This window comes from Marinisporobacter balticus (assembly GCF_004345705.1).
GTDB lineage: Bacteria > Bacillota > Clostridia > Peptostreptococcales > Thermotaleaceae > Marinisporobacter > Marinisporobacter balticus.
The window spans coordinates 1-16,768 of sequence record NZ_SLWV01000009.1 but is presented as its reverse complement, the minus strand read 5'-3'; the positions used below and the strand labels follow the sequence as shown (position 1 = coordinate 16,768).

Genomic DNA, 16,768 nt, shown 5'->3' with positions numbered 1-16,768 from the left:
ATAAATAAGAAGGTTTACATAATTTAAAGGGGGAAGGACGATGGATAAAAAATACATATTGGCATTAGATCAAGGAACAACAAGCTCTAGAGCAATATTATTTGATCATGATGGTAAAATTGTAAAGGTTGCACAACAAGAGTTTGCACAAATTTATCCAAAAGCTGGATGGGTTGAGCATAATGCTATGGAAATATGGGGAACACAAAGTGGCGTAGCAAGACAAGTATTAGAAACAGCAGGTGTTAGACCTGATGAGATTGCTGCTATTGGTATTACTAATCAAAGAGAGACGACTGTAGTATGGGATAAATTTACAGGAAAACCTATTTATAATGCAATCGTTTGGCAATCCCGTCAAACAGCAAGCATTTGTGATGAATTAAAGGCGAAAGGTCTTGAAGAATATATTCGTGAAAACACAGGGCTTGTAGTGGATGCATATTTTTCAGGAACGAAAGTTAAGTGGATTCTAGATCATGTTGAAGGGGCAAGAGGGAAGGCTGAAAAGGGAGAATTGCTATTTGGTACGATGGATACATGGCTTATTTGGAATTTGACACGTGGAAAAGTACATGTAACAGATTATTCTAATGCATCAAGAACTTTGCTATATAATATTAAAGATCTTAAATGGGATGAGAAGATTTTAAAAGAATTAGATATACCTGTTTCCATGCTTCCAGAAGTAAAACCATCTAGTGAAGTTTATGGCTATACAGATGAAAAAACTTTTGGTGGCGCACAAATTCCTATTGCTGGAGCTGCGGGAGACCAACAAGCAGCATTATTCGGTCAGGCTTGTTTTGGGCCAGGTATGGCAAAGAATACATATGGAACAGGATGCTTTATGCTGATGAATACAGGGGGAAATTTGATTCCATCTAAGAATGGACTACTTACAACGATTGCTTGGGGAGTAGATGGTGTCGTTGAATATGCACTTGAAGGAAGCATCTTTGTTGCTGGTGCATCTGTTCAATGGTTACGTGATGAGTTAAAACTCGTTGATGATGCAAAAGATAGCGAATATTTTGCTATACAAGTTGAGGATACAAATGGCGTATATGTAGTACCTGCTTTTGTCGGTCTTGGAGCACCTTATTGGGATATGTATGCGAGAGGTACGATTGTAGGTTTGACAAGAGGAGCAAACAAAAACCATATTATTCGTGCTACACTTGAATCTATTGCATATCAGACAAGAGATGTATTAGAAGCAATGCAGGAAGATTCTAATATTGATCTTAAGGCATTAAAAGTTGATGGTGGTGCTGTTGCAAATAACTTCTTAATGCAATTCCAGTCTGATATTTTAAAGGTATCTGTTCAAAGACCAGAAATAATTGAAACAACTGCTCTTGGAGCAGCATATCTTGCGGGTCTTGCAGTAGGGTTCTGGGAAAGTAAAGAAGAGATTGCCAAGAAATGGAATGTTGATAAAACATTTACTCCAGAAATGAATGAATTAGAAAAAGAAAAATTGTATACGGGTTGGAAGAAAGCAGTAAATCGGTCACTGAAATGGGAAGCAGCAGAATAAAATTATAGGAATATTTTTAAGAAGTAGCGCGTAAGTATAATAATAAGAATTTCATATTGAAGGCCGGAGATTCGGAGAGCCGTATGAATTAATCTATGGGAACGTAGGTTAATTCGTACGGTTTTTTATATAGAGCAGGGAGGGATATGGATGTATGATGTAGCCATTATAGGAGCTGGTATAACAGGTACTTTTATCGCAAGAGAATTATCTAGATATAAATTACGTACTGTTATTTTAGAAAAGGACAATGATGTTGCAAATGGTACAACAAAAGCAAACAGTGCCATTGTACATGCAGGATATGATGCAACGGTAGGAAGTAATAAAGCAAAATTCAATGTTTTAGGAAATGTTATGTTTGATAAGGTATGTGAAGAACTAGATGTGCCGTTTAAAAGGATTGGGTCGTTGGTAGTTGCTTTTGATGAGGAAGATATGAATACGATTCAGACCCTTTATGAAAATGGGATAAAAATTGGGGTACCCGATATGGAAATGATTGATGCAAAAGAAGTAAAAAAAATGGAGCCTAATTTAAATGATCTTATTTTAGGGGCTTTGTATGCACCTACAGCAGGAATTGTTGGACCTTTTGAGTTAGCTACTGCACTAGCTGAAAATGCATTAGATAATGGTGCAGAGTTATTATTGAATAATGAAGTAAAGAGGATCAATAAAGCTAAAGGTGGATATAAAATCTATACAAATGAAAATATAATCAATACAAAATATATCATAAACTGTGCAGGCGTATATGCAGATCATATTTACAGTATGGTCACGAATAGTTATTTTAAGATTGTACCTAGAAGAGGTCAATATTATTTATTAGATAAAAGTGCAGGAGATATTGTGAATAAAGTTATTTTTCAATGTCCTACTAAATTAGGAAAAGGTGTATTAATAAGTCCAACTGTTGATGGAAATATTATCATTGGTCCTGATGCAGCGAACTTAGAGGATAAGGAAGATGTTGAGACTACAAGCGATGGTCTTTCATTTGTACAAGAAACTGCAATAAAAACATGTAGTAAAATACCATTTAATAAAAATATAACAACCTTTGCAGGTTTAAGGGCAGAACCAAGTACAGGGGATTTTATTATTGAAGAATCAGCAGAAGCAAAAGGATTTATTAATGTTGCAGGCATAAAATCTCCGGGACTTTCATCTTCACCAGCTATTGCAAAATATGTAGTTGAACGCGTAAAAAGTATGGCAGGACATCTTGACGAAAAGGAAGATTTTAATCCAAGAAGAAGAAAAAGAATTCGATTTGCAGAATTAAGTGATGAGGAGAAGGCGGAAATCATCAAAAAAGATCCAAGATACGGCAGAATTATTTGCAGGTGTGAGACGATCACAGAAGGAGAAATTGTAGATGCAATCCATAGAAATGCTGGAGCGAAAACGGTAAATGGTGTTAAAAGAAGGGTAAGGCCAGGAGCTGGTAGATGTCAAGGGGGATTTTGCGGACCAAGGGTTATGGAAATTCTAGCGAGAGAACAGGGAAAAGATATGAAAGCTGTTGTAAAAGAAGGGACAAATTCATATATTCTTATAGGCGATACAAAAGAAGATAGTGAATATGAGATAACAAAAGAGTTCGTGGCATCGTCTTGCGATGCGTAAAGCAGGAGGTGAGTATATGTTAAACTATGATATTGTTGTTATTGGCGGTGGGCCTGCAGGTCTTGCTGCAGCCATAGAAGCTAAGAAAAATGACGCGAAGCGTATTTTAGTCATTGATAGAGATCGGGAATTAGGAGGGATTTTGCAACAGTGCATTCATAATGGGTTTGGCCTTCATGTATTTGAAGAAGAATTAACAGGTCCTGAGTATGCGCAGCGGTTTATTAATGAATTAAAAGAGATGGACATAGAATATAAATTGGATACGATGGTATTAGATATTAGCAAAAACAGAGAGTTAAGTGCCATTAATACAAAAGATGGATTTATGAAAATAAAAGCAAAAGCAATTATTTTAGCTATGGGATGCAGGGAAAGAACTAGAGGCGCAATCGCCATACCAGGAACAAGACCTGCTGGGGTGTTTACTGCAGGTACAGCTCAAAGATATATGAATATGGAAGGATATATGGTAGGAAAAAAAGTAGTCATATTAGGCTCAGGGGACATAGGTCTTATTATGGCAAGAAGACTTACATTAGAAGGTGCCAAAGTGCTAGCAGTAGCTGAATTAATGTCTTTTTCAGGTGGACTTACAAGAAATATTGTACAATGCTTAGATGATTATAATATTCCACTTTTATTAAATCATACAGTTACACAGATAAAGGGGAGAGACAGAGTAACATCTGTTGTAATTACTGAGGTAGATGGTAAGAAAAAACCAATTCAAGGAACGGAAAAGGAATATGAATGTGATACATTGCTTTTGTCAGTAGGATTGATTCCAGAAAATGAACTATCAAAAAGTGTGCATGTGAAGTTATCTCCTGTAACGAGTGGACCTGTTGTGAATGAGTCTATGGAGACCACTATAAAAGGTATTTTTGCATGTGGGAATGTTGTTCATGTACATGATCTTGTAGACTGGGTTACAAAAGAGAGTCAAAAGGCAGGAAAAAGTGCAGCAAAATTTATAAAGAATCAATTAAAAGATTCTATAGATGTTGTGAAAACGTTTGCGAATGATGGGATTTCTTATATCGTTCCGCATGTTATAAGAACGGATAATCTTGAAAATTCATTAGATCTACTGATGCGGGTAAAGGATGTTTATAAAGATGCTAAATTGATGGTTAAAGCTAACGGAAAAATCATAAAAGAAATAAATAAAAGACATATGGCACCAGGAGAAATGGAGAGAATAAACATACCTTCAAGTATATTTAAAGAGAAAAACATACGGGAAATATCTGTGGCTATTGTAAAGGAAGGTGAATAAGGTGGATAAAAAAGAAATTATCTGTATTGTTTGTCCAATAGGCTGCAGACTCACAGTAAGTAAAGACAAAGATGAATACAAGGTTACAGGAAATAGCTGTAAAAGAGGAGAAACTTATGGGATAAAGGAAATGACAAATCCTACTCGCGTCATTCCCACTACTGTAAAAATAAAAAATGGATTCTTAAAGAGGCTTCCAGTAAAAACAAATGGATCTGTTCCAAAAGAACTTATTTTCAAATGCATGGAAATTATGAATCATGTTGAAGTGGAAGCACCAGTAAAAATGGGAGATGTAATCATTTATAATATATTAGAAATAGGGATAGATGTAGTAGCCACGAAAACTATGGGAAAAACATAGTAAAAATATGAAGATGGGGGGCGCAATGGGAATGGCAAATTTTTCTTATCTCAATAAAAAAAGAAATGTAGGAAAAGGGGGTTGCAGTTATTCTCATTTATTTGATCATTTTCAAGAGGGTGTGTGTATCATTAATGAGTTTGGAAATATAGCATATATGAATAGGGCTTATGAAAAAATATTTCATGTAAATAATTTTTTGCAAGAGGGAAAGAGTATTTTTGTTACTAAAAATGACGATTTTATTCTAACCGCCTTTCGAGAAAAGAAAAGTTTGAAAGGAAAAATTCAGTTTTTAAAAGCGTCAAATGACATAGAAGGGTCTGCTTCTCCATTGTATGAAGAAAATCAATTTAAAGGAATTATTGCTATATATAGAAAAGATGTTATGAAAGAAAAGGAAACAAATATATTGAATCTCCCTACTTCTTTTGAAGAACGGGAGATTCAATTGGATCATCCTTTCCTCAAAATCATTGGAAATAGTATTTCTATAAAAAAAGCGCTTTTAAGAGCACAAAAGGCTTCTAAAATTTTATCAACCGTGTTGATAATAGGAGAAAGTGGGACAGGAAAAGAGTTAGTAGCGAAAGCAATTCATGAAAATAGCAAAAGAAACAATGGTCCTTTTGTTGCCATAAACTGTGGAGCGATTCCATCTGAATTATTAGAGTCAGAGCTGTTTGGTCATGAACAAGGAGCTTTTACAGGAGCTTTAAAAAGAAAAATCGGAAAATTCGAACGAGCAAATCAGGGTACGATCTTTTTAGATGAGATAGGAGATTTGCCTATGGAAATGCAAGTGAAACTCCTACGGGTATTACAAGAGAAAGAATTTGAAAGAATCGGTGGAAATGAAACCATTCATGTAGATATTAGGATTATTGCAGCGACGAACAAAAACTTGGAAGAAATGATCAATAAGGAAAAATTCCGAGAGGATCTATATTATCGATTAAATGTAATCCCTATAGAATTACCGCCTCTTAGAGAGAGAACGAAGGATATTCCTTTATTGATTGAATATTTTATAAAAAAGATTTCACAAAACATGGAAGTAGATTCTGTAAAGCTAACAAAAGAAGCTGAAGCGTGTTTGACTGCATATGAATGGCCTGGAAATATAAGAGAACTTCAAAACACAGTGGAAAGAATCATTGCACTAGCAGATGAAACTATTATAGATATTGAACATATACCAAGGAATATATCTAATCTTTATAAGATACATCATGTGGAGCAAAAATCTATTGGTTTAATTAATATGAATAAAAAGGGTGCTTTAGCAACCTTGGAAGAATATGAAAAGGAAATCATAAAAATGGCATTAAATACTTTTGGAAGTTTTAATGCAGCAGGAAACGCATTAGGGGTTACACATAAGACAGTAGCATCAAAAGCAAGAAAATATAAGATTATAGAAAGTGAGGGTTGATAAAAAAAGAAAATTCTTTGAGAATACAAAGAATTTTCTTTATTTCTTAAAACGAATTTTTGACTCATTTCCAGAGAGTAATCTTTTTATATTTGCTCTATGTTTATAAATAACAAAAGATCCTAAACATAGCGCATATAATGTAAATGATATATGCTTTTTAAGAATAAAAGACACAATTGGAAAGGATGCAGCAACAGTAATGGAAGCTAAAGAAACCATTCTTGTGAGTCCCGTAATTGAAAAATGGATGATCATTAATATAACACCGATAAGAGGATATAGCGCGAAAATTGTTCCACCAGCAGTAGCAACCCCTTTGCCTCCTTTAAAGCCTAGAAAAAATGGATAACAGTGGCCAATGACTACAAAAGTAGAAGCTATGACTCCACCTTGAATCCCTAATAAGTTTTTTCCAATAACGGCAAGAATAAATCCCTTTAGGAAGTCTAGTATAAAAGCAATGGCCCCTGCCTTTGCGCCTAGTGTTCTAAGGACATTTGTCGCACCAGAATTTCCACTACCATGACTTCTTATATCAATATTCCCTAAAAATTTTGCAGTAAGATAAGAGAACGGAATACTCCCAGTAAGATATCCTAAAATCATTAATAAAAAGTATTTTGCCATGGACATACCTCCTTTTTAATTATTTTATCATTATTTCATCAAGAACAGTATAAAAAGTTCAATATTATCATAGGAAATATATAGATAGATTCATTTTAAAATAAATTTCTCACTATTTTGTTATTTTAGTTGTCTTTAATATTAGTAAGTTATATCGATGTTACTTTATATAACGCAATTATTCAAGGGAAGGGAAATAATTAAAAATATTTAGAATAAATAGGGTATTACGGGGTATTTATAAAATATAGTATAAGTAAGTGCGTATAAAAATAGAAAGGTGGGATAATATGTTAAACGCACCTAAAATTGAATTGAATAGTAGTTTGACCATCCAACGAAAAGTTACAAAGGAAGACACAGCACTAAACTATGGTAGTGGACAATTAGAAAAGCTATTTGCAACACCAAGATTGACAGCATTAATGATTGAAGCTTCCGTTAAATTAATAGACCATGAACTTCCGAAGGGTTTTATTACGGTGGGTAAAATGGCGAAAGTAGTGCATGAAAAAACAACCATATTAGGTGAAACCATAAGTGTAAAAGTTGAAATTAAAAGCTATGATGGCAATAAAATACTTTTAGATATGGTTGCATTTGATGAAATCGGTGTAATTGGTAGAGGAACTCACGAAAGAATCATCGTAAATAAAAAATCATTGTTAGAAAGAGCCAATGCAAGAGCTGAAAAACTAAAAAATAAAGATTTTTAAACCTTACCGGATTTATTCCGGTAATTTTGTGTGATTCTGTAAACAAGAAAGGTAGGATACTTTTATGATTTCACCTGCAGTTATATCTGGTGCTATTTTAGGGTGGGCGCTTGGGGGAAATGATGCTGCAAATTGCTTCGCTACAGCTGTATCAACGAAAGCAATTAAATATTCAAAGGCTGTTATGATCATAGGGATTTTTGTTTTATTGGGTGCGATTTTAGAAGGGGATAAGGGCGTAAAGGAATTAAGCAAATATGCATTTGATAGTGGTGTAGATACACCAATAGATGCATTTTTGGTGATGTTAGGAGCAGGGATTACAGTGATACTCATGACGATTCTTAAATTCCCAGTATCTACGTCTCAGGCAATCATTGGAGCAATCATTGGCTGTGCGATTTTAGTTGATAAAATAGATTATTCACAGGGCGTCAAATTTTTTGGAGCTTGGGTCATTACACCTATTGGTGCAATGATTAGTGGACATATTCTCTATAGGTTCGCAAAAATATTTATTGAAAAGCCCTTTGGAAGGGGGAAGCTTTATAATTACTTTATAAAGATAGGTTTTATTATAGCAGGGGCTTTTTCAGCCTATTCATTAGGGGCAAACAATGTGGCAAATGTTACAGCTGTTTATGCTGGCAAATTAAATCTTTTAACAACAAATGAAGCAGTAGTGATTGGTGGAATATCCATGGCAATTGGTGCTTTAACCTTTTCGAAACCTGTGATGAAAACTGTAGGAAACAGCCTAACACCCCTTTCACCTACAGCTGGTTTTATTGCAGTTTTAACAGCATCTATTATAGTCTATATTTATGCACAAATAGGCATTCCTGTATCAACTTCACAAGCAATGGTTGGTTCAGTAATAGGAATAGGGCTTGTACAAGGCGTAAAAACAGTGAATTTTAAAATGACTAGAAATATTTTGTTGGCATGGATCGGAACACCTATTGTAGCTGGATTAGTTAGTTTTTCTTGCTTTAAAATATATGCTATTTTTATAAAATAATATGTTTTAGACAAGGTTCGTTCTGCCAAAGATACTTCCACCTGCTTCTAAAAAAATATTAGGGCATTTGTAGTGGCAATCTTGTAAAAAGCATCAGTTGCCAATAAACTGGCTATTTATTTTGTATATTTAGCTATGATCATTGCGCTCTTCTCTTTTTATATAATAGTCTATGTTGTAACTTCTGTGAATGTTATAATAAATTATAATACATGTGGTTATGATTATAAGAAGAAAAAAATATTTAAACAGAATGGAGTATGTAAGGTGGAGAAAAGGAAGCTTATTTGTAAAATCAGTCGAGTTGGAATCGTTATTTTATTGCCAATCACTATATTGTTATCAATTCTTCAAGTCTATGCATTGAATCCTAATTTTTATCTAAAAGAATTTAATAAATATCATGTGTCAGAAGATACAAAAATAGAATTAGCAGATTTGAATAAGATTGTAGTAAAAATGGTTGATTATTTAAAAGATGATGAAAAAAATTTAAATATACAGGTGAAAATAAAAGGAAATCTATCTGAAGTTTTTGGAAAGCGGGAAAAAGAACATATGGTAGATGTAAAAAAGTTATTTCAGCAGGGATATATTCTAAGGAATGGAGGTGTTTTATTAATAGGAATTTCATTTTTTTTGATTATGAAAATATCAAAGAATAGAACTAAAGATGTGTATAAAAGCTTATTAGGAGCCAATATTTTATCTGTAATGGCGATAGGATTTCTATTTATATTGATGCAAATAGATTTTTATAAATATTTCACTTATTTTCATAAGATTTTTTTCCAAAATGATTTATGGCTCCTAAATCCAAAAACAGATATATTAATTCAAATGCTTCCATTAGGATTCTTCATAGATATTGCTATGGGCGTGGTTGGTTGGTTTTTTTGTGTCATGGTTATAATAGGCATTATAGCTTTTTATAAATTAAGAAAAGTTCATGAATAAATAATTTCGAGCAACGAAAATCCTAAAGAATTTCTTTGAAATTTCATGGTCAAAAGGAGCAACTAGGATAGGCGTATGCAAATTTTTTATTTATATACATTCTATTGGATAGCGTAAATCATCGATAAAGACATTTAATGCATCTGCTAATTTTTCAACTGTAGTAAAACTTGGATTGTTTTTATCGCCTCTTTCAAGTTCTTCAACATAACTTTTCGATAAATTACTTAAATTTGCTAAATCTCGTGAGGTATATCCTTTTTTTAAGCGTAATTCTCTGATCTTAAACCCATTGATCATATAGAATTCCTCCTTAGATAAGTTTTTTCCTCTATATTTAGAGCGATTAATAGTAATATATATGCATAGAACGAAGAGATTATCATCAAGGTATCATCAAAAAATAAGTTTGCAAATCTTGCACTGTGTTTTAATGATTTTCTTATCTATAAGATACTACGTAAACTACATTTTTGTAAAGCGGATATAGGTTAAATTTATGTTACGAAAAAATTTGCCTTGCAGAAATAACTGAAATGTAGTAAAAAGGAATAGAGAGAAAGTAAAAATAGAAAGGATGATGAAATATGCAAAACCCTATCGTCAATATTCAAATGGAGAATGGACAAGAAATAAAAATAGAATTATATCCAGAGGTAGCACCAAATACAGTGAATAATTTTATATCTTTGGTACAAAAAGGATTTTATGATGGATTAATTTTTCACAGAGTAATCCCTAGTTTTATGTTACAAGGAGGATGCCCACAAGGAACAGGAACAGGTGGACCTGGATATGGCATTAAAGGTGAATTTAACATAAACAATTTCAAAAATGATTTGAAACATCAAAGAGGGGTTTTATCTATGGCAAGATCAGGACACCCAGATTCAGCAGGTTCACAATTCTTTATTATGCACAAAGACTCTACGCATTTAGATGGACAGTATGCCGCTTTTGGAAAAGTTACACAAGGTTTAGAAGAAGTAGATCGTATTGCAGCTGCAAAGACAAATTTTCAAGATAGACCTCTTGAGGAACAAAGAATAAAAAAAGTAAGCGTAGAATTATTTGGAGAAATATATCCAGAACCTGAAAAATTATAAAAAGATACATAGAATTAATTTTCTCATTTTAAATAAGCACTATGGATTTGAATTATATTCATAGTGCTTTTACTATTATCTTATACAAATAAGGTAGGTATTCTCAAAAAATCTCCTGTTATTTGTATATTTTGAGATACCTTATTTTCAATTATATAGATCACTCGCGGAGCAAATATTTTTTAGAGATTTCTATAGCTTTGTCAAACACATATTTTTCAGGAGAAATTGGATGAGGAAGATGATCTATAGGAAACCATTTTACATCATTGCTTTCAAAACTACATTCTAGACTTCCTGAAATATATTGACAAGCATATACGTGAATATGTGATACGTCATAGCCATTATCGTATATAAAGTCATGAATTTTTTCTAGGACTTGGGATTTCACACCCGTTTCTTCCCCTATTTCACGGACAACGGCTTCTTCTTCTGTTTCACCTGGATCTATAAATCCCCCTGCTGGTGCCCAAAGAATAGGATGCCATTTTCTATGTACTAAAAGAATTTCATTTTTATTTACAACAATACCAAGAGCAGCAGTTTTCATGATAAGCCCTCCTAAGATGAATAGCCAGGAGATCATGGCTATTGATTATTTTAGTGTATTGCTTGAACCTAAAACATTTTTGATTTTATGTTGTACCATATTTTTGATAGCAGATCGTGCAGGAGATAAATATTTTCTAGGATCAAATTCAGAAGGATTTTCGATAAGAAACTTTCTTACCGCAGCAGTCATTGCTAGCCTTAGATCCGTATCGATATTTATTTTACAAACACCTAATTTAGAAGCCCTTAAAAGCATATCTTCAGGAACTCCTTGGGCACCTGGAATGCTACCACCATATTCATTGCACATTTTTACAAATTCAGGAAGGACTGTAGAAGCGCCATGTAGTACCAATGGTGTATTTGGAAGTAAGTTTGTGATTTTTTCTAGTCTTTCAAAATCCAATCGAGGATCTCCTTTAAATTTGTAAGCACCATGACTTGTACCAATGGCAATAGCTAAAGAATCTACACCTGTTCTTTTAACAAATTCTACCGCTTCATCAGGATCAGTGAATGTGGCATCTTTTGCACTGACATCTACATCATCTTCAATTCCTGCAAGTTTTCCTAGTTCTGCTTCAACGACAACCCCTTTTGAATGGGCATAGTCTACAACTTTTTTCGTAAGCGCAATATTTTCCTCAAAAGGATATTTAGAACCATCAATCATGACAGAAGTAAAACCATCATCAATACAAGCTTTACAGATTTCAAAACTTTCTCCATGATCAAGATGAAGTACAATATCTAGTCCACTATCTTCAACAGCAGCTTCTACAAGCTTTTTAAGATAAATAGGACTTGCATATTTTCTTGCACCAGCAGAAACTTGAAGAATAAGGGGAGATTTTTCTTCTTTTGCAGCTTCTACAATACCTTGAATAATTTCCATATTATTCACATTGAATGCACCAATTGCATATCCGCCTTTATGTGCATTCTTAAACATTTGAGTAGATGTAATAAGTGGCATGGTCAAACCCTCCTATGTATTTGAGATAAATTTAGGCATTTAAAAATAGACGAGCATACGGATTCGCTATTTTTTGAAGATGCCTTTAATAATAAAAAAACAATAAAGTGTAATATAAAAAAGTAGGATATATTAGATAGATCTATTTTAAATAAGGCTATCGCTTTATAGGGATGAATCCATCCAAATGTAATTATATAACATTAAATTTTAAAATACCACAAAAAAGCTTTGAATAATGAAAAAATTTACTGTAAAATAGTAGATATAGAATAGACTTGTTATAATTAGATTGCAAAAACAATAATTTGCATATAAACTATATTATAGCTAGTTTTGCCCACTGATTAAATATAAAGGAGTTGAAGTTATTGCTAGTTTCTTGTGGTGCAATCATAATATCTATTGAAATATAATACTATAATATAACACGAAATATAACAGAAAATACATGAAGTAGGAAAATGAATTGTAAAATAGGAGGATCAAAAATGAAATATAAAAGTCAAATACCGAATATGTGTACACTTTTGAATTTAGTATTGGGAATTTTAGCAATTATTTCAATATTCTATGAAGCATATGGTGCTTCAGCTATTTTGATTATTACGGCGGGTATATTAGATCGGATGGATGGAAAATTAGCAAGGAAATTTGATGTAGTAAGTGATTTTGGAAAAGAACTGGATTCACTGTGTGATCTTATTTCTTTTGGCGTAGCTCCAGCGATTTTAATGTGGCATCTGAATTTAATGGAAACGGGTGCAAAAGGTATTCTAATTACATTGATATTTGCACTTTGTGGAACTGTAAGACTTGCTAGATATAATGTTATGGAATTTGAAGGGGTTTATGTGGGGATTCCAATCACTATGTGTGGAGGGCTTGTAGCGTTAATGTCCTTATATTCTACGAAGTATGTTGCAAATTTAAATTTCATGTTGATTGCCATGCTATTTTTATCTTATGCTATGGTAAGTAAAAAGATCAAGTTGAAAAAAAGATAACCCAAAACCCACCATCATGGTGGGTATCGTTTTGCCCAAAGATCGGTAATAATATAAGAAAAAGCACATTCAAGTTGCTACGAAGTATGGATCATAAATGAAAAAGTTGGATTTTTAAAGTAGGAAATCTATAGAAAAAGGAGAAATAATATGTACTTACCGCGAAAATTTCTTGACAAAATGAAGATTCTGTTAGGAGATGAATTTGAATCATTTTTTAAATCATATGATCAGCCAAAATTTCAAGGATTAAGAGTAAATACTTTAAAAATTTCAGTAGAAAATTTCAAAAAAATATCACCCTTTAACCTAAAACCCATTCCTTGGTGTAAGAATGGCTTTTATTTCGAAGAAGGACAAAGACCTGCAAAGGATCCATATTATCATGCAGGACTATATTATATACAGGAACCTAGTGCCATGTCAGCAGCAGAAATTTTAGATGCTAAGCCATTTGATAAAGTATTAGACTTGTGTGCGGCACCAGGAGGAAAGTCTGTACAAATTGCTGCAGGTTTAAAAGGAGAAGGGATCTTAGTAACAAATGATATTAATATGAATCGGGTAAAGGCATTGATTAAAAACATGGAATTATTTGGAGTTAAAAATGCCATTGTGACCAATGAAAATCCAAAGAAAATCCAAAGCTACTTTCAAAACTATTTTGATGAAATATTGGTAGATGCCCCTTGTTCAGGAGAAGGGATGTTTCGAAAAGATCCATCAATGGTAAAAAGCTGGGAAAAAAATGACGAAAGTACGTATGTACCGATTCAAAAGGAAATCATGGGTTGTGTGGATGCTATGCTAAAAATGGGAGGAAAACTTATCTATTCTACTTGTACCTTTTCACCAGAAGAAAATGAAAAAATTATCAAAGAATTTATAGAGCATCACCCAAGATTTGATCTAATAAATATTCCTAAAAATAATAGCTTTTCAAAAGGGATGCCCACGTGGGTGGATGGAAAGGAATCATTAACCTATTGTGCAAGGCTATGGCCCCATAAAATAGAAGGAGAAGGGCACTTCTTAGCGTATATGCAAAAAGATTTGAAGGGATATATAAATCATCCTGATTTTGAAAAAAGATCAAATTTAAAGCCGTCCGATGCATTTCATAATTTTGTTGATGAAAATTTAAATATTTCACTAGAAGGTGAATTTGAAACATACAATAATAATCTTTATTTGGTTCCGAAAGGTTTACCAAAGTTAAAGGGACTAAAGGTTTTAAGATCTGGTTGGTTCTTAGGAACGGATAAAAAGAATAGATTTGAACCGAGCCAAGCACTTGCAATGGGGCTTAATTTTAAAGATGTAAAAAGAGTGCTGAATTTTCATAGGGACGATATAGAGGTTTATAAATATTTAAAAGGAGAAACCTTAAATATTGGTGGAGAAAAGGGATGGACATTAGTTTGCGTAGACCATTTTCCATTAGGATGGGCAAAGCAGACAGGCAGTATGATAAAAAATTATTATCCACCCGCTTGGAGATGGTTAGATTAGGAGGAACTTATGGCAAAGACGAAAAGAATAGATAAAATATTAAGCAATATGGGTTATGGTGCTAGAAAAGATATAAAAAACATTCTAAGAAAAGGACGAGTAAAGGTAGATGGGAAAATTATAAAAAGTGGGAGTATGCATGTAAATCCTTATGAAGAACTTATAGAAGTTGATGGAGAGAAATTGGTATACAAAGAATTTATATATATTATGATGAATAAACCACAGGACGTGATTTCTGCAAGTTTTGACAAAAGGGTTAAAACGGTTATTGATTTATTAGAAGAAAAATATAAAATATTTGATCCTTTTCCTGTAGGAAGATTAGACAAGGATACAGAAGGATTATTACTGCTTACGAATGATGGGAAATTAGCACATGAATTATTATCTCCTAAAAAACATGTGCCTAAAACTTACTTTGCATGCATTGAAGGAATGGTAACGAAAGAGGATATCTTTAAATTTAAAGAAGGTGTTACATTAGAGGATGGCTATAAAACAAAGCCAGCAGAATTACATATTATTAAAAGTGAAGATATTTCAGAGATTGAATTAATCATATATGAAGGAAAGTTTCATCAAGTAAAGAGAATGTTTGAATCTGTCGGAAAAGAAGTAATTTATCTAAAGCGAATCACTATGGGTGGTGTCAAATTAGATGAAAGTTTGGAATTAGGAGAATATCGAGAAATAAGTGAGAAAGAATTAGAAAAATTAAAGAATCGGTGATATAAAGGAATGTTTAAGAGGTTGCTGTTTGTTACAAATATTTAGTGATATATCTATTCAATAAAAGGCACTTACTAGCAAAAATGATTGGGCTAGTAAGTGCTTTTTATCAATTTATTATGTTACTTACACTAAGGAGAGTTTGAAAAAGATATTGGATCTTCCCAAGGATATTACAGCAATGTTTGTATGTAATGAAATAGTTTCGGCAATCGAAAGCTAGCGCCTTGAAGTGGGGGCTTGTTTCTAAGCTAGTAGTATGAAGCATAAATTTAAAGAATATGCTTTAGGGGGAAGTTCGCTACTTATATCCATCTACAACAACCTCTAAGGCACCCGTTTCAGGATCAATTAAAAGGCCATGAATAAAAACATCTTTAGGGATTAGAGGATGATTTTTGATGATGGAGACACTTTCTTTTATAGAAGAAGTTAAACAATCAAAGCCATGTAGCCATTTTTCTAAATCGATTCCTGAATATTCAAGGGTCGATAGAGTATCTTGTGATATACCTTTTTTAATAATTTTTTCAAGGGTATTTGTTGGATTAATGGTACTCATGCCACAGCCATGGTGACCAATTACAAAAACTTCTTCAGAATTTAATTCATAGATTGCTACCAAAATACTTCTCATAATACTTCCAAAAGGATGCGTAATAATTGCACCCGCATTTGAAATGATTTTTGCATCTCCGTTTTTTATATTTAATGCACGGGGAAGTAGTTCGGTTAATCTTGTATCCATACAAGAGAATATGACCATTTTTTTGTATGGATATTTTGTTGCTTTATATTTTTCATAAGTTTTATTTTTTACAAAGGATTGATTATGGGTTAACATTTCTTGTAGTTTATTCATGACAAATGGCTCCTTTTTAAAAATATATTTGTATGTATTATATCAGAATATTTTGTCTGATGATTCTATAGAGTTAGAAAATATTATACAGTAAATACTTTTACTTGTAAAATAATATTGACAAAGATATAAAAAAAGAATATTATGTAACTGAACATATGAGCAATCGTTCATGTGTTGTTGTGAAATGAATTCTAAAACAGATTATAACCATACAAAAAGATATTAAGAGTAGTCACAGAAACTAATGTATAAAATTTAATTTTTATGCAATCCATTAAAAATCTATAAATTTTATCATTAGAGCTCATTTATATATGAAAATGGGCACAACAAATACACCTACAAAGTGTAAGCTGAAAAAATTATATTTAATTGCTAAACTGTTATTCTAATAAATTTAAAATATTAAAACCAGAAACTTTAATTCTAGCA

17 protein-coding genes are annotated in these 16,768 nt (G+C 32.7%); 12 read left to right on the top strand and 5 right to left on the bottom strand.

All coding sequences use genetic code 11. The features are described from left to right. Positions 1-40: 40 nt before the first annotated feature. The 5 genes from glpK (at position 41) to EV214_RS08095 (ending at position 6,259) form a co-directional block, all read left to right on the top strand. A complete protein-coding gene (gene glpK / locus EV214_RS08115; protein WP_132244571.1) occupies positions 41-1,543 on the top strand; it encodes a glycerol kinase GlpK in 1,503 nt (500 codons plus the stop codon). A gap of 150 nt (positions 1,544-1,693) precedes the next feature. Then, complete coding sequence (locus EV214_RS08110; protein WP_132244569.1) at positions 1,694-3,178, top strand: NAD(P)/FAD-dependent oxidoreductase; 1,485 nt, start codon at positions 1,694-1,696, stop codon at positions 3,176-3,178. Positions 3,179-3,194: 16 nt separating this feature from the next. Continuing rightward, complete coding sequence (locus EV214_RS08105) at positions 3,195-4,460, top strand: NAD(P)/FAD-dependent oxidoreductase (RefSeq protein ID WP_132244567.1); 1,266 nt, start codon at positions 3,195-3,197, stop codon at positions 4,458-4,460. 1 nt (position 4,461) lies between these two features. Next, positions 4,462-4,824: a DUF1667 domain-containing protein gene (locus tag EV214_RS08100; RefSeq protein ID WP_132244565.1), complete on the top strand. Its 363-nt coding sequence runs from the start codon at positions 4,462-4,464 to the stop codon at positions 4,822-4,824. A gap of 31 nt (positions 4,825-4,855) precedes the next feature. Continuing rightward, positions 4,856-6,259 (top strand): sigma-54 interaction domain-containing protein, encoded by a 1,404-nt coding sequence (locus EV214_RS08095; protein ID WP_279233114.1) that lies wholly within the window; start codon positions 4,856-4,858, stop codon positions 6,257-6,259. 39 nt (positions 6,260-6,298) lie between these two features. Here EV214_RS08095 and plsY read toward each other — a convergent pair whose 3' ends face one another. After that, complete coding sequence (plsY, locus tag EV214_RS08090) at positions 6,299-6,889, bottom strand: glycerol-3-phosphate 1-O-acyltransferase PlsY (protein WP_165916305.1); 591 nt, start codon at positions 6,887-6,889, stop codon at positions 6,299-6,301. A gap of 290 nt (positions 6,890-7,179) precedes the next feature. Between plsY and EV214_RS08085 the strand changes: the two genes are divergently transcribed. The 3 genes from EV214_RS08085 to EV214_RS08075 all read left to right on the top strand — a co-directional run bounded on the left by EV214_RS08085 (position 7,180) and on the right by EV214_RS08075 (position 9,583). Then, entirely contained in the window at positions 7,180-7,605 is a 426-nt protein-coding gene (locus tag EV214_RS08085) for a thioesterase family protein (RefSeq protein ID WP_132244559.1), read from the top strand. 64 nt (positions 7,606-7,669) lie between these two features. Next, the gene (locus EV214_RS08080) at positions 7,670-8,626 is read left to right on the top strand and encodes an inorganic phosphate transporter (RefSeq protein ID WP_132244557.1); all 957 of its coding nucleotides are present in this window, start codon (positions 7,670-7,672) and stop codon (positions 8,624-8,626) included. Between the two features lie 267 nt (positions 8,627-8,893). Further along, positions 8,894-9,583: a TIGR01906 family membrane protein gene (locus tag EV214_RS08075; protein ID WP_165916304.1), complete on the top strand. Its 690-nt coding sequence runs from the start codon at positions 8,894-8,896 to the stop codon at positions 9,581-9,583. 90 nt (positions 9,584-9,673) lie between these two features. Here the strand turns inward: EV214_RS08075 and EV214_RS08070 are convergent, their stop codons facing one another. After that, entirely contained in the window at positions 9,674-9,883 is a 210-nt protein-coding gene (locus tag EV214_RS08070; RefSeq protein ID WP_132244553.1) for a helix-turn-helix domain-containing protein, read from the bottom strand. 287 nt (positions 9,884-10,170) lie between these two features. On the opposite strand from EV214_RS08070, the gene EV214_RS08065 reads away from it, so the two are divergent. Continuing rightward, a complete protein-coding gene (locus tag EV214_RS08065; protein ID WP_132244551.1) occupies positions 10,171-10,689 on the top strand; it encodes a peptidylprolyl isomerase in 519 nt (172 codons plus the stop codon). Between the two features lie 160 nt (positions 10,690-10,849). On the opposite strand, the gene EV214_RS08060 is transcribed toward EV214_RS08065, so the two are convergent. Together EV214_RS08060 and fba are read right to left on the bottom strand one after the other, a co-directional pair. Further along, the gene (locus EV214_RS08060) at positions 10,850-11,242 is read right to left on the bottom strand and encodes an NUDIX hydrolase (protein WP_165916303.1); all 393 of its coding nucleotides are present in this window, start codon (positions 11,240-11,242) and stop codon (positions 10,850-10,852) included. Between the two features lie 45 nt (positions 11,243-11,287). Beyond that, positions 11,288-12,220, bottom strand: coding sequence for a class II fructose-1,6-bisphosphate aldolase (gene fba, locus EV214_RS08055; RefSeq protein WP_132244547.1), 933 nt, complete (start codon positions 12,218-12,220; stop codon positions 11,288-11,290). Between the two features lie 491 nt (positions 12,221-12,711). On the opposite strand from fba, the gene pssA reads away from it, so the two are divergent. The 3 genes from pssA to EV214_RS08040 all read left to right on the top strand — a co-directional run bounded on the left by pssA (position 12,712) and on the right by EV214_RS08040 (position 15,471). Then, a complete protein-coding gene (gene pssA / locus EV214_RS08050) occupies positions 12,712-13,227 on the top strand; it encodes a CDP-diacylglycerol--serine O-phosphatidyltransferase (RefSeq protein WP_132244545.1) in 516 nt (171 codons plus the stop codon). 150 nt (positions 13,228-13,377) lie between these two features. After that, on the top strand, positions 13,378-14,739 hold the full coding sequence (locus EV214_RS08045) for an RsmF rRNA methyltransferase first C-terminal domain-containing protein (RefSeq protein WP_132244543.1): 1,362 nt from the start codon (positions 13,378-13,380) through the stop codon (positions 14,737-14,739). 9 nt (positions 14,740-14,748) lie between these two features. After that, positions 14,749-15,471, top strand: a complete 723-nt coding sequence (locus EV214_RS08040) for a pseudouridine synthase (protein WP_132244541.1) — start codon at positions 14,749-14,751, stop codon at positions 15,469-15,471. Between the two features lie 301 nt (positions 15,472-15,772). On the opposite strand, the gene EV214_RS08035 is transcribed toward EV214_RS08040, so the two are convergent. After that, positions 15,773-16,333 (bottom strand): beta-class carbonic anhydrase, encoded by a 561-nt coding sequence (locus EV214_RS08035; RefSeq protein WP_132244539.1) that lies wholly within the window; start codon positions 16,331-16,333, stop codon positions 15,773-15,775. Positions 16,334-16,768 lie beyond the last annotated feature (435 nt).